Here is a 14,545-nt window from a genome sequence, read left to right on the forward strand (position 1 = left end):
TTACCCATGTTATAATGTGTAATATATTATAGGAGTATCCTGTTATTTCATCTCGTGAGAAAGGAGGATTGCTGTGAAACAAGACCAAGATTTACGCGCCATTATCGCCAGCCATGAAGCTGAGTTAACAGATATGGAACGCGACATTGCCCAATATTTTTTATCATCCGAAGCACGACAGCACTCCCTGTCCTCTTCTCGTGTAACGGAGTTACTCCATGTTTCAAAGGCAGCTTTAACGCGTTTCTCTCAAAAATGTGGTTTTTCCGGCTATCGGGAGTTTGTCTATCATTTTAACGAAGAAACCAAAAATCAAAAACAGGTGCAAGTGCATGACGAACTCACTCTCAGCGTCTTGCAACGCTACCACCATATCAGTAACGTCACTGAAAGTCTGGTAAAAGATTCCCAATTAGATCGGGTAGCTGAACTAATCGGTCAAGTAGACCGAGTCTATTTCTTCGGGATCGGTAGTTCCGGTTTAGTCGCTCGAGAAATGAAATTGCGCTTTATGCGACTGGGCGTCGTTTGTGAAGCCCTGACTGATCAAGATGGCTTTGCTTGGACGACCAGCATTCTCGATTCCTCTTGTTTAGTCATCGGTTTCTCATTGTCAGGAGGCACCAACTCCATTACAGACAGTCTCCTGGACGCCAAAGAAAAAGGGGCTAAAACGGTTCTTGTGACGGCTAACCCGGCTGCCATCCACCAAGGATTCACAGAAGTGTTACCGGCCGCACCTCTTCCTAGTAGTACCTATATCGATCGAATTTCTGCTATTTTACCACTCCTCATTGTGGTCGATTTGATCTATGCTCATTTCCTTAATAAAAGCCGAGAACAAAAGGAAATTGTCTTTAATAGCTACTGGGAAAACAAAAAACTTTCTAGTCAACGTTCTCGAAAATCTTAATATGGTCTCCCTATTTAAAAAGCATGAAAGATCTGGTTTTCTTCATCTTTCATGCTTTTTTTGATGAATCAAAAACAAGTCGCCAGCGCGACTTGTTTTATGTTTCATGTTTTTGTCTAAAGTGGTAGTAGGCCCCCAACATACCCGCAGCGTTTTGATGGTGGGCAAATTCCAAACGGATCTTATCTGCTAGGCTAGGAACCAGTTCGGCACACAGGGCTTGATAGATTTTTGGCTTGAGGATGGCTTCCTGGGCCATAATCCCCCCTCCAAGAACGATGACCTCTGGATTGACCACATAAACGATATTGGCCAGTCCTTTGCCAAGGTAGGTCACCATTCGATCAATTCCAGCCATACAGATCTTATCTCCTTCTGTTGCCTGCTTAAAGATCCGGCGGCCATTCCACTGTTCCACAGGATCACCGTGATGTTCTGCCACATACTCGACCAAAGCCGTCGTTGAAGCTAGATCCTGAAAGGCACCATCTGGCAAATGAAGATAGCCAACCTCACAGGCTGAATTGCTAAAGCCATGAAAGACCTGACCATCGAGCAAGAGGCAACCGCCGATCCCTGTCCCAATCGTCAGACAAACAGCATTGTTCGATCCTTTTGCATGGCCTGTGGTGACCTCTGCGAGACCGGCACAGTTGACATCATTTTCAATCTCGCAAGGGATCTGAAAGGTCTCTTCGATTTCCTTTTTGAATTGGGTGCCTGCATAGTTGGGAATTTGTGGGCCGGCATAAAAGATTTCTCCCTTATCAGGATCTACCATTCCGGCCGAAGAAATCGCCACCCCTGCCAAGGGATGCTTCTTCAAATAACGGGCTACGATTTCCTTTGTTGTGTTAAGAATGTGAGGTCCTCCTTTTTGAGCCTCCGTTGGCATTTCATGGGTCTCTAGGAGTTGCCCTTTTGCATCGGCTAGACCATACTTGATACTGGTCCCTCCGATATCAATTACAACATATGGATTCATCTAGACCTCCTTTGATTAAAGGAATCTGGCTTTTGTGTCCTGAATGAGTTGAGCAGCACGTTGAATCACTTCTTGATCCGCTTTTACTACTGGCGTCAAAGGGGAGCGAACAGATCCCAAGTCCAAACCTTCATTAATGCGCAAAACCGCTTTGATGACCGCATACATATTGCCATGAGCAGATGTCAAGACTCCAATAATGTCATTGATGGCAAACTGCAAGGCACGCGCAGTCTCTAAGTCTTTCTCAACAATCAGCTGATTGAGCTTCAAGAAGAGTTCTGGCATCGCACCATAGGTACCACCGATCCCAGCATGTGCTCCCATGAGACGGCCACCTAAGAATTGTTCATCTGGGCCGTTAAAGACAATGTGGTCGTCGCCTCCTAAAGAAGCAAAGGTTTGAATGTCCTGAACAGGCATCGAAGAATTTTTCACCCCAATCACCCGTGGGTTTTTCAACATTTCCTTGTAAAGGCTCGGTGTCAAAGCGACCCCTGCCAATTGCGGGATATTGTAGATGACAAAGTCTGTATTGGGTGCGGCTGCACTGATTTCATTCCAGTAGTGGGCCACACTGTATTCTGGCAAGCGGAAATAGATCGGTGGAATGGCCGCAATGGCATCCACTCCTAATTCTTCCGCATGTCGTGCCAATTCCACGCTATCCTTGGTGTTGTTGCAGGCTACGTGAGCAATGATGGTCAATTTCCCTTTAGCTACTGCCATCACTTCTTCTAGAATCAGCTTGCGGTCGGCCACGCTCTGGTAGATACATTCGCCAGAGGATCCGTTGACATACAAGCCCTGCACACCTTTCGCGATAAAATATTCTACCAGCGCACGTACCCGCTCCGGGCTAATTTCTCCTTGGTCATCATAGCAGGCGTAAAAAGCGGGGATGACTCCTTCATATTTTTTTAAATCTGACATTTTTTCTCCTTTTGTCACTAATAAATTCATTTTATTCTTGGTACTGGGCAAAAATCTTTTCCATTAATCCAACTTGTGCAAAAACCAAGCTTGAAAAGCCGAACAAGAAAAAGATCATGAGTCCCAATAGGAAAGCTAAAACCGAGCTTGCAAGAGCCATACATAGAAGTAAGAGAGCACTTCCCATGACGAAGAACCAAGGAAAATGTAAGCCTGTCACAATCATGGCTTTTTGCAAACACTCTTTCCAATCCAATTGGTAGCGGGCCGCAATAGGATAAGCAGCCAATAAGATCAACACAAGAAAGAGAAAGAGGCCTAAACAAATGGTTTTCAAAGCTTGGAAAGCTAGGGAAGTTTGCCCCCAAAATAAGAATAAATCAAAGAGACAAATACCTGCAACAATCAGTTCTAAACTTCCTAGTTGCAAGCCTATTTTCCAATTGTCCCGAAAAGCCTTCGCATAACTACGAATCACCGGAACACGACGCTGGTGCTTAATGGCAAATAAGGTCTGATACAAACTAATTTTCGCAATTCCAATCGTGAGAACTGGTAAACAACTTAGCACAAATAAAAGATTAACAGTTACCAAGTCGAGGATCTTCTCACTGATACGCATCACTACATTGTCCGTGTTAAAAACGGTTTTGATCAATCCTGCCCCCTTAGATGACATAGGCACTCCTTTCTAACGTGATCAATCGATCGCAATTTTAAATAGATATTTTTTCACGATATCTTCTTGCCCTGCATAGCCATTGGGCTGGTGAGGCTCCCCTGGAAAGAAAATCGCAAAATTATGATAGCCTAGATGAAGCGGATAAGACTCCTGGCAATGGACAAAACCGATGTCCGATGCTTCGTCAAATGCGAGCGCCTCACCTGTCACACGAGATCCATAACTCGAAAACTCATGCCCTTCTACTAATAAATGCAAATCGGCATATTTTTTGTGGTGTTCAAAGCGATCATTTTCTTCTTTATTGAGGGTATTTTCTTGAACGACGAGAAAGACCTTATCCCCATCAATATCATATTTCCCCAATTCAAAAGAATCCTTCCGATGCTCATAGAGAAAATCAATGGTCTGATCCAGATTGGGGTGGATTCCTTTGTAAAAGGTGATGTTTTTTAAATCATCAAATATCATATTCTCATCCTTTCGATACTTTTCAGCCTAGAAAACGGATCTGCACACAACTATCGTTTGTCCAAGCAGACGACTTATCCTTTGACCGCTCCCATGGTAATCCCTTGTGTAAAGGATTTTTGGAACACGAGGAAGACCGTAACGATTGGCACTGCAGCTAGGGCTGCCCCAGCCATGATCAAGCCATAGTTGGTGGCCATTTCAGCCTGCATGGTTGCTACCCCTAAGGAAATGGTCAAGTTTTGCCGAGAGGTCAGCATTACCAATTGCATAAAGTAGTCGTTCCAGGTGTTGATAAAGGTAAAGATGGCAAGGGCTGCAAATCCCGGCTTGACAATTGGGAAGGCAACGCTCCAGAAAGTCCGCAACTCTCCACAACCATCGATCTTAGCAGATTCTAAGAGTTCTGTTGGGATGTTTTCACTAAATTGCTTCATCAAGAAGACCCCGAATGGCCATCCAACCAATGGTAGAATAACCGCTGCAAGGGTATCATGGATCCCCATAAAGTTAATAATCCGTACCAATGGAACTAAGACAACTTGTTTCGGAAGAGCCATGGCCGCGATAAAGATAGCAAAGAGAATTCGTTGCCCATAGAAGCGTTTCTTAGCCAAGACATATCCTGCCAAGGAAGAGGTCATACACACCAAAAGCATGGTTGCAAGGGAGATGAAGACACTATTCCACAACCATTGTAGGGCTGGGTTTTGTACCATCAACTGTTGGAAGTTTTCCATGGTTGGTGTCTTTGGCCACCACTGAGGTGGGATCATAATGGTATCTGGCTGAGACTTAAAGGCCCCTGTCAAAATCCAATAAAATGGGAAAATAAACAAGACTGTCAAAAGGAGCAAAATGATCGTTGAAATCACTGTAAAGGCAGTGATGGGTTTCTTTTGTGTTGGTTTCATCTGAGGCTCCTTTCTTTAGTATTCTACGTCGTTTCCGAGGATCTTGAATTGCGCAAAACTGATAATGGCAATCATCACCGCAAGGAAGACACCCATGGTGTTGGCATAACCGTATTCAGAGAGTTTAAAGGCTTTTTCATAGAGGTAGTACATAAGGGTACTCGTTGAGTAGTTAGGACCACCGGATGTCAACAATTGGATCAAGGCGAAACATTGGAAAGAGTTAATGGTCGTAATGATGGCAATATAAAGAGTTGTTGGCAACAAGCTTGGCCATTTGATCTTCCAGAAAACTTGAAATTCTGTCGCACCGTCAACACGCGCTGCTTCTACGAGAGAATTATCAATATTTCCCATAGCTGCGATGTAGAGGATGATCGGTTGACCAACAGAGGTGGTCAACAAGATGATAATGATGGCCATCAAAGCCCAGTGCTTGTCCCCCAACCAAGAAATGTTTTGGTTGATGACATGTCCAGATTTCAATACAAAGTTCAAAATCCCTGATAGTGGATCATAGATCCATTTCCATACAACCGTTACCGCTACACTCCCTGTAACAACTGGAAGGAAGAAGACGAAACGATAGAAGGAACGCGCAATCGCATTTTGATGGTAGGTCTGAGAAGCCACAAACAAGGAGAACAATACGACGATCGGAACGGATCCGATAACGATGATGACGGTATTGATCAAGGACTTCACAAAGACCTTATCCGCAAACATGCGGGAATAATTTTCTAAACCGACAAACTTAAAGGATGTCATAGAATAGTTGAAGAAACTTGTCACAAATCCCATGATCATGGGGGCTAGGACAAAGACCGTAAAGAAGATTAAAATGGGTGCTAGGAATGCGTAGGAAACGAGCGTCTCCCTCATTCGGATTTTGTTTACCTTCACAGTAAGGCACCTCCTAGTGTTCTTTTTCTATTTTTTCCTTGATTCCTATGTGGAATGGATGGCACTGCGCCTTTCTACATATGATAATTAGGAGAGTGAAAATATGAAGGCCCCCTCTTTCAATCTACGTATGGAGATAAGAAATCGAGGGGGCCTATGCTTTCTTATTTCTATGAAAGGATCATTTGAGTTTCATAGATGATCTATTTTTTCTTGATCGTTTCGTTTGCTTTTTCAGTAAATGTCTTCAAAGCTGGTTCTGCTTTTTCATCCCCGTTTGAAACAGATTGCAACATTGGGAACCAAAGTGTACGCATTTCTGCAAAACCGTCGATTGTGTTGTAGTATGGTGAGTAGTATTTTGTCCAAGTGCTGATGGTTTCCATCCGTTTGTCATCGTACAACTTACCAAATGAACTACGAACTGGGAAAGCTCCTGTACGCACAACATCTTTTGGACCCCATTCTTTGTCGTCTGCGATGAACTGTACAAATTTCTTAGCAGCAGCAATTTTCTTTTCATCTTTATTATTGAAGACTGCAAATCCATTGACAAGGTATTCCAATTTTGGCTTGCCTGAGTCAGATGGGAATGGCACTTCTACTACTTCGACCTTACTTGCATCCAACAATTTAGCTTGGATACCGTTTTGTGAAGGCGCCCACAAGATAGTGTAAGAAGTTTGACCATTCGCAAAGTTTTGGATGTCTGCTCCACCATCGAATTGAGAACCATTCATCATCAAGCCGTCATCGATCCATTTAGAAGCTTTTTCCAAACCTTTGACAAATTTTGGATCATCTGTTGTATACTTGGTTACTTTTTCATCAGTAACAGAACCGCCATAAAGGTTAGCAATGAAGGCACGAGTTCCTTGGTCTCCACCTTGACCATTACTGAAGAGTGATCCTGGTGTATAACCTTTGTCTTTCAAAGCTTTCAATACTTTTTCAAAGTCGTCTGTTGTCCAGCCTTCTTTGACAAGATCCAACACGCCTGCATCTTTGAGCATCTTCTTATTCATCGCCATGTAGAATGGTGCTGAACTAATTGGATACATGTAAGCTGTGTCGCCTGCCTTGCTGGCTTGAATGATATTTTCATTATTGACATCTTTGACAAAATCTTCGGTAAAGAGATCGTTCAAATCAGCCAATTTTCCATTTTTACCATACTGAATGATCCGTCCAGGTGCATCAAAGAGCACATCTGGAGCAGTTCCTGCTTCAATAGCCGTTGTGATCTTTTCAGGACCTGACTTGAAGTCAATCGTTTCCAAATTCACGTGGATATCTGGATTTGCTTTTTCAAAAGCTGCAATAATTGATTTTTCGTAGGTTCCAACACCATCTTCTGCTTTTTCTTGAGTAAAGACTGGGAAGGCCCACCAAGTGATTTCTGTTTTACCAGAATTTCCACCAGAAGATTCTGATTTTGATCCTCCGCTAGAGCCACAAGCTGCGAGTGCTAGAAGAGCTGCACCAGCTACCAACGAGCACAATACTTTTTTCATTTTCATGTGATTTCTCCTCACAATTTACGGTAAGATTACTCTTACAGGGGGTTATCCTCAATGAGGACGCCTATTCTTGTTCATGTTTCAGATTCGACTACTCTCTATTCGGTCTCCTCCTCCTTCAATCTACTGTTTTGTTTACTCATTTTAAGGCTGCGACGAAGCGCTCTGTAATCTCTTTTGGTCGAGTAATGGCACCACCTACAACGATGCCGCGAACCCCGAGATCATGGATTTTCTTGGCTTGATCCGGATAGTGGATCTTGCCTTCTGCGATGACATCTACTCCTGCTTGGCAGAGACGATGAATCAGTTCAAAATCTGGACCATCAACCTTTGGACTGTAGTCCGTATAGCCCGAAAGGGTCGTTCCGACAAAGTCCACTCCCGCTTCGACAGCTGTCAATCCTTCTTCCAGAGTAGAGATATCAGCCATCAAGAGTTGGTCAGGATATTTCTCTTTGACTTGATGGATAAAGTCACTAATCGAAAGGCCATCATGACGCGGCCGTTTGGTACAATCAAGCGCAATGACTGCGATATCCAAAGCTGCCAGCTCATCGACTTCTTTCATAGTCGCCGTGATAAAGGGTTCTTCAGGTGGGTAATCACGTTTGATAATCCCAATGATCGGTAACTTGGTCACTTCCTTGATTTCCTTGATATCCCGGACACTATTGGCTCGGATTCCGACAGCTCCACCCTGCTCAGCCGCTTTTACTAAGAGAGGAATGACTCCTCCTGCTTCTGTATAGAGCGGTTCATGAGGGAGAGCTTGACAAGAAACAATGATGCCGTCTTTGATTTGTTCAATCAGTTCATCTTTTGTAATCTTTGACATAACTCCTACTCCTTTGATAATAAGGCAACTCGAGTACTTGTAAATTGATTATAATCTATTTTTAAAGCGCTTACAATATTAATCGTGCAATTGGATTATAGTTTCACATTTTAGGGCAAAATAAAAAGATCTCTGAAACTAGTTTCAGAGATCTAGGACATGGTGATTCCTTAGGCCATCTTTTGGGTCGCTTTTTCCTTTACGACAAATACAAAGCCAATAGAGCCAACGACGGCTCCAAGCAAGATCCAATAGACCATATCCGATGAAGCCATTGGGCCTGCCAAGAGACCTGCTAGTAAAAAGAGATTGATATACAGTCGGGTATCGCGATAAAAGGTCCAATTGAAATGGTAGCTACCTTCTGGATACTGCCGTGTCGATACAGACGGTTGAAAGACCTGAAGAAGGATCAAAATCCCAACAAAAGCAAGATAAGCCAGGCTAACTACCGAAAGCGGAGCCCGCATCGTCAAAGCTACAGCCACTAAAAGCAAGACCAAGATCCAGAAATGGAAGTCCATCCAGAATTCACGATGATAACAAAACCGTTTCATAAGATCACACCTTTCTCTTTATGTAATCGTTTTCTGTACTTCTATTATAAGACAACAAATTTATTTTGCAAGGAATCATGGGCTATTTGGGGTTGAAAATAGAGAGTGGGACAGAAATCGGTAATTCGTTAGAATTCGATTTCGTCGTCCCACCTCCGCACAGTTGAGTAGGGCTGTAAAAACTGATGAAATCAGCGTAGTAGAGCCCACTCAACCACTGCGTCTTGCTCGACAATCCAAAAATAATTGAGAGGCTAGGACTTTTGTCCCAGCCTCGTCTAAAAAAACTATGAACAAATATTAGTTGCCACTTCATTCACTGATATCATTTTCGATAATCACCTTGAGAGCATGGTTTTCACCCGCATGTTTAAAGACATCATAGGCTTTTTCAACTTCTGAGAGTTTGAAGTGGTGGGTGATGAGCTTAGTCGCATCGATCTTGCCTGATTTCAAGACATTGAGTAACATTTCAGTAGTATTGGCATTGACAAGACCGGTGTTGAGGGTAATGTTCTTGATCCACAAATCATCCAAATTGAAGCTAACCGGTTTTCCGTGGACACCGACATTAGCGATGTGTCCACCGACAGAGATGACGTTTTGGCAGACATCAAAGGTAGCAGGATAGCCCACACATTCCATGGAGATATCGACACCACGACCTTCGGTCACTTCATTGATAAAGGCCTTGATTTCAGCGATATCGCTGGAGCAGATGGTGTGAGTTGCTCCAAATTTCTTAGCCGCTTCAAGACGAGATTCAGACAAGTCCACCATGATAATCGTAGCTGGTGAGAAGAACTGCACAGTCAAGAGAGCTGCAAGACCGATCGGACCAGCTCCAACGATACAGACATTGTCCCCAGGTTTTACATGAGATGGGAGGACCCCGATTTCATAAGAGGTTGGGAGAATATCTGAGAGCATGACCAAGGCTTCGTCATCCACAGTTTCAGGCGCATGATAAAGACTACCATCCGCATGTGGAATGTGGACATACTCTGCTTGGGTTCCGTTGATCAAGTGACCCAAAATCCAACCACCATCTTCACAGTGAGAAGGCAAACTACGTTTACAGTAGTAGCAGGTATTACAAGCTGTGACACAAGAGATGATGACCTTGTCGCCTACCTTGAAGTTATTCACTGCATCGCCGACTTCTTCGACGATCCCGATTCCTTCGTGGCCTAAAATCGTGCCTTCTTTACAAGCTGGCACATCTCCTCCTAGGATGTGAAGGTCTGTCCCACAGATGGTTGTCTTCAAGACACGCACAATGGCATCCGTTGGATTTTTGATCACTGGTTTTGGTTGATCCAGCAGTTGCAGATTGCCTGCAGATACATAAGTTGCAGCTTTCATAAGCGACTCCTTTTTTGTTGGTTTGATAAAACCATTTTATTTTCGTTTCTTTGTGAATATTATAACATGCTAAGTAAGCGCTTGCAAGAATTTATGAGCACATTTTTAAAAGTTTTTTGGGCAAACAAAAACATTCCTCTTATCTCTACCAGAGGAATGTTTCAATCACCTTGTTCTAATTGTTGACGCTGCTTGTAGTACTCTTGCTGCTCGCGCTCACGCTCTTCTTCTAAACGCTCTTCATAGCGCTTGAGCTCTGCCTCAAACTCTTCTTGCAAGGCAAATAAACGCTCTAAGCCACTTTGAGCCTCCGCACTTGGGGCTTGAAAATGCAGGGCACTTAGCCAGTCCACTAAATTTTCTGTATGTTGGCGGACATCCATACGCATATCCGCATAATCCCACTCCAACTCACTGAGCTTTTGATTGAAGCGGTAATGTCGATCTTCTAGTTGTTCTAATTCACTATTTCCTGAATGGTACATCACATACCTCCTTTAATCGGACTCAATAAAATCGGCTTCTTCACTGCTTTCAGTGCTGTTTCTACCGCGTCCGCTGCTCCTCCTGTAAATCCATCTTTCAAATCACTAACGAGGATCGTTGTAGCAAAAGAGCGCATCTTTTCGGATTGACCGCCCAAGGTTACCTGCAAACTCATCCCTTCCAACATCATCAAGGCTTTCTGCGTTGCAATCAAACTTCTGATCGCAATCCGCTCTTGCTCCTTTTTAATCTCTCGATGGAGCTCCTCAATTCGTTCTCTGTCCTCTCCCAGGATCTCTAACATCTTTTTCTCCTACTTATGAAAAATCAAAGGCCGTCGCTTGTCCCTTGTCCAAGTCCACCAATTGAGCTGATGCAGCCTCCAGCTGACCTGCCAAATCTGACAAGCGAGTGGAATAGGCCTTTGCTTGGGCGAGGTTCTCCGCCTCTACCGCTTGGTCCCAACAAGCATCCATGGAGAACTCTCCTAATAGTTGCTCCACTTCTGCGTCTGTTAAAAATTGGGCCATGCTGTGGGCCATTTGTGACACCTCAGCGACCTTATGAGAAACCGTCTCCTTGGCCTCTTCCAGCTTATCCTTGACTTCTGCCTCAAAGGCAGTTGCTTGCGCTGAAGCATTCTGCGCTACTGCCAACACCAATTCCTCCCGCAATTGAATGGTCTGGGTCCCAGACGCGCTCGCTAGTTGCTGATGGAGGCTAGAAATGCTTGGCTTTTCCTGCCCATACATGGAGACCACCGAAGCAGATGATGGCTGATTTTCTGAAGTGAAAGTTTCCCGATCTCGTTGGGGCATTTCAATAATTTTCTGTGCCTGATCTTGTCTTCCTTGCACGTCACCTTCTAACTCCATTTGAGATGGCCTCCTTTCCTGGATTTGTTTTTTCGTTTCCTATAACTGAAAAGGGATCATAACCCTTCAGCTACAGGCAGATTCACACACTATAGGGTAACATAAAATAGCTCGGAATGCTATAAAAATAACACAATTTCTGAAAAAAAGTCTAATTTTTTATGAAAAAACGAGTTTTAGACCCAAATAGCAAAAATCCCCCACTCTTACGAGTGAGGGATAGCTGATAAACATCAGTTGTTCCTTGGCGTCTTATTTACGACGTCCTGGACGTTCCTTGTAACCATAGTAAGCATCTTCGATGATTTCTTGCATATGGTCTACCATTGGAAGACGTGGGTTGGCTGGTGAACATTGATCTTCGTAAGCAAGGAAGGCCAATTCACGAGAATGTTTCTTCCATTCTTTTTCATCGATGCCTTGTGCTTTGAAGTTCATTTCGATACCACAGCGTTCACCGAGTTCGTATACAGCTTTTGCGTAAGCTTCAACGGCTTCTTCTGGAGTAGAGCATGGAAGTCCTAGCATACGAGCGATATCTTGGTATTTTTCATCTGCACGGTAGTAGTTGTACTTAGGCCATGTAGCTGTCTTAGCTGGGCGTGTACCGTTGTAGCGGATAACGTATGGAAGCAAGATGGCATTGGTCCGTCCGTGGATGGTGTGGAATTGCGCACCGATCTTGTGGGCCATTGAGTGAGAAATACCGAGGAAGGCATTGGCGAAGGCCATACCTGCGATGGTTGACGCATTGTGCATCTTTTCGCGTGAATGGAAGTCCGCATTCTTGACTGAGCTTTCCAAGTTTTCAAAGACAAGTTTAATAGCTTGAAGAGCAAGACCATCTGTGAAGTCGCTAGCCATTTGTGATACGTAAGCTTCTGTCGCGTGCGTCAAGACGTCCATACCAGTGTCTGCTGCAACAGATCCTGGAACTGTCAATACCAAGGCAGGGTCTACGATGGCAACTGTTGGAGTCAATGAGTAGTCTGCGATTGGGTATTTACGGTTGTTTGCTTTATCAGAGATAACGGCAAATGGAGTTACTTCAGATCCTGTACCAGATGTTGTTGGGATCGCAATAAATTTAGTCTTCTTACCAAGCAATGGGAACTTGAAGGCACGTTTACGGATATCCATGAATTTTTGTACCAAGTCACGGAAGTCCACTTCTGGTTGTTCGTAGAAGAGCCACATAACTTTGGCCGCATCCATTGGTGATCCACCACCGAGAGCAATGATCGTATCTGGTTTGAAGGCACGCATGATCTCTGTACCACGTTCAACAGTTGTGATATCTGGATCTGGTTCTACGTCTGCAAAGATTTGGTAAACCACCTTGTTGCGACGAAGGTCAAGCTGTTCGATGATACGATCAAGGAAACCAAGCTCTACCATAGCGTGGTCTGTAACGATCATGACACGTTCAACGTCACGACATTTTTGTAGGTATTCAATTGAATCACGTTCAAAGTATGTTTTTGAAGGAAGTTTCATCCATTGCATGTTATTTCTCCGGCGTCCGACTTTTTTGATATTCAAGAGGTTGATGGCACTAACGTTGTCCCCAACAGAGTTGCGTCCGTAAGAACCACATCCAAGTGTTAATGATGGCAAGAAGGCATTGTAAACATCCCCGATACCACCGAAAGTCGAAGGAGAGTTGCAGATCACACGAATAGCTTTAACTGCTTTACCAAATTCTTTGGTCAATTCTTCATCAGCAGTATGGATGGCTGCTGAGTGACCAAGACCGTTGAATTCAACCATTTGGCGAGCTTTGTTAATTCCGTCTTCACGGCTTTCAGATTTCAAAACAGCGATGACTGGTGACAATTTTTCACGAGTCAACGGTTCTTTTTCACCAACTTCTTTACATTCTGCCGCAAGGATATTGGTTCCTTCTGGTACAGTGAAGCCAGCTTGTTCAGCGATCCATGCTGCTGGTTTCCCAACGATGTCCGCATTCAATTTCGCACCTGCACAGTTCTTGCTGTTGGCTTTTACGCCGAAGCAGAACTCTTCAAGAAGGGCTTTTTCTTTTTTGTTGACAAAGTAAGTGTGGTAAGATTTGAATTCTTCAACAAACTCATCGTAGATTTCTTTATCGATGATGACCGCTTGTTCAGACGCACAGACCATACCGTTGTCAAATGATTTAGACATGACGATATCGTGTGCTGCTTGGCGGATATTGGCTGATTTTTCAACGTAAGCAGGAACGTTTCCGGCACCTACCCCAAGAGCTGGTTTTCCACAAGAATAAGCAGCTTTTACCATGGCGTTACCACCGGTCGCAAGGATGGTCGCAACCCCTTCATGGTTCATCAGGGCACTAGTTGCTTCCATAGAAGGTTGGGTAATCCATTGCACACAGTTCTCAGGTGCTCCAGCTGCAATTGCTGCATCGCGTACGATTCGTGCCGCATGAGCAGATGATTCTTGAGCAGATGGGTGGAAGGCAAAGACGATAGGGTTCCGTGTCTTCAAGGAAATCAACGCTTTAAAGATTGCTGTTGAAGTAGGGTTGGTTGTAGGAGTGATCCCGCAGACAACTCCGACTGGCTCTGCAATCAGCGTTAAACCAGTGACGTCATCTTCTGAAATGACACCAACTGTCTTGGTGTGACGCATGTTGTTCACAACGTGTTCACAAGCGAACAAGTTCTTGGTTGCTTTGTCTTCAAAGACCCCACGACCAGTTTCTTCATAGGCATGAAGAGCGAGCTCACCGTGTGCATCAAGAGCAGCTACAGATGCTTTCGCTACAATGTAGTCCACTTGCTCCTGGTTCAATTTGCGCATTTCTTCAAGCGCCACCAGCGCTTTTTGCACCAACTCGTCTACGTGTTTTTCAGCAGCGAGTTTCTTTTCTTCAGGTGAGAGAGTTTTTTTATCAGCCATTTGATGCTTTCCTCCAATGTTTGAAACCCTTATCCTTTTCCGGAACTTTTTCCTGTTTTCAGAAACTTTCAAGAATAGTGTAAGAAATTTCGATTTGTTAATTTTTTCACAATATAATTGTACTCTATTTTGAGCTTTTTGTAAACACTTTCAAGCAACATTCACAAAGATTTTTTAAAAGTTTGTGAATGTTTTGTCA

The 14,545-nt window shown here is 43.9% G+C and carries 15 protein-coding genes; 1 reads left to right on the top strand and 14 read right to left on the bottom strand.

From position 1 onward, the window contains the following. Positions 1–73 precede the first annotated feature (73 nt). Positions 74–913 carry a MurR/RpiR family transcriptional regulator gene (locus tag P5Y91_RS07755; protein WP_070666687.1) on the top strand — a complete coding sequence of 280 codons (840 nt, stop codon included), beginning with the start codon at positions 74–76 and terminating at the stop codon, positions 911–913. A 97-nt stretch (positions 914–1,010) separates the two neighbouring features. Here P5Y91_RS07755 and P5Y91_RS07760 read toward each other — a convergent pair whose 3' ends face one another. The 14 genes from P5Y91_RS07760 to adhE all read right to left on the bottom strand — a co-directional run bounded on the left by P5Y91_RS07760 (position 1,011) and on the right by adhE (position 14,346). Continuing rightward, positions 1,011–1,898, bottom strand: a complete 888-nt coding sequence (locus tag P5Y91_RS07760; RefSeq protein WP_003009424.1) for an ROK family protein — start codon at positions 1,896–1,898, stop codon at positions 1,011–1,013. 15 nt (positions 1,899–1,913) lie between these two features. Then, complete coding sequence (locus P5Y91_RS07765; protein ID WP_155125387.1) at positions 1,914–2,831, bottom strand: dihydrodipicolinate synthase family protein; 918 nt, start codon at positions 2,829–2,831, stop codon at positions 1,914–1,916. 31 nt (positions 2,832–2,862) lie between these two features. Then, positions 2,863–3,510, bottom strand: coding sequence for a DUF624 domain-containing protein (locus tag P5Y91_RS07770; protein ID WP_155125386.1), 648 nt, complete (start codon positions 3,508–3,510; stop codon positions 2,863–2,865). A gap of 21 nt (positions 3,511–3,531) precedes the next feature. Further along, positions 3,532–3,984 carry a NanQ anomerase/TabA/YiaL family protein gene (locus P5Y91_RS07775; RefSeq protein ID WP_155125385.1) on the bottom strand — a complete coding sequence of 151 codons (453 nt, stop codon included), beginning with the start codon at positions 3,982–3,984 and terminating at the stop codon, positions 3,532–3,534. 74 nt (positions 3,985–4,058) lie between these two features. Continuing rightward, positions 4,059–4,898 (bottom strand): carbohydrate ABC transporter permease, encoded by an 840-nt coding sequence (locus P5Y91_RS07780; RefSeq protein WP_003002334.1) that lies wholly within the window; start codon positions 4,896–4,898, stop codon positions 4,059–4,061. Between the two features lie 15 nt (positions 4,899–4,913). After that, complete coding sequence (locus P5Y91_RS07785; protein WP_003009412.1) at positions 4,914–5,801, bottom strand: carbohydrate ABC transporter permease; 888 nt, start codon at positions 5,799–5,801, stop codon at positions 4,914–4,916. Between the two features lie 203 nt (positions 5,802–6,004). After that, positions 6,005–7,321 (bottom strand): extracellular solute-binding protein, encoded by a 1,317-nt coding sequence (locus P5Y91_RS07790; RefSeq protein ID WP_070675933.1) that lies wholly within the window; start codon positions 7,319–7,321, stop codon positions 6,005–6,007. Positions 7,322–7,460: 139 nt separating this feature from the next. Beyond that, entirely contained in the window at positions 7,461–8,159 is a 699-nt protein-coding gene (locus tag P5Y91_RS07795) for an N-acetylmannosamine-6-phosphate 2-epimerase (RefSeq protein ID WP_003015341.1), read from the bottom strand. A gap of 170 nt (positions 8,160–8,329) precedes the next feature. Then, positions 8,330–8,716: an ABC transporter permease gene (locus P5Y91_RS07800; protein WP_155125384.1), complete on the bottom strand. Its 387-nt coding sequence runs from the start codon at positions 8,714–8,716 to the stop codon at positions 8,330–8,332. A 312-nt stretch (positions 8,717–9,028) separates the two neighbouring features. Continuing rightward, positions 9,029–10,081 carry a zinc-dependent alcohol dehydrogenase family protein gene (locus P5Y91_RS07805; RefSeq protein ID WP_003015314.1) on the bottom strand — a complete coding sequence of 351 codons (1,053 nt, stop codon included), beginning with the start codon at positions 10,079–10,081 and terminating at the stop codon, positions 9,029–9,031. A gap of 161 nt (positions 10,082–10,242) precedes the next feature. Then, positions 10,243–10,566: a hypothetical protein gene (locus P5Y91_RS07810; protein WP_003009394.1), complete on the bottom strand. Its 324-nt coding sequence runs from the start codon at positions 10,564–10,566 to the stop codon at positions 10,243–10,245. Next, the gene (locus tag P5Y91_RS07815) at positions 10,566–10,871 is read right to left on the bottom strand and encodes a hypothetical protein (RefSeq protein WP_155125383.1); all 306 of its coding nucleotides are present in this window, start codon (positions 10,869–10,871) and stop codon (positions 10,566–10,568) included. Before P5Y91_RS07815 ends, P5Y91_RS07810 begins: the two co-directional genes overlap by 1 nt. 13 nt (positions 10,872–10,884) lie before the next feature. After that, positions 10,885–11,442 carry a hypothetical protein gene (locus tag P5Y91_RS07820; protein WP_155125382.1) on the bottom strand — a complete coding sequence of 186 codons (558 nt, stop codon included), beginning with the start codon at positions 11,440–11,442 and terminating at the stop codon, positions 10,885–10,887. A gap of 252 nt (positions 11,443–11,694) precedes the next feature. Next, entirely contained in the window at positions 11,695–14,346 is a 2,652-nt protein-coding gene (gene adhE, locus P5Y91_RS07825) for a bifunctional acetaldehyde-CoA/alcohol dehydrogenase (protein WP_070464599.1), read from the bottom strand. Between the last annotated feature and the right edge of the window lie 199 nt (positions 14,347–14,545).

The organism is Streptococcus taoyuanensis (genome assembly GCF_029589235.1).
Lineage (GTDB): Bacteria > Bacillota > Bacilli > Lactobacillales > Streptococcaceae > Streptococcus > Streptococcus taoyuanensis.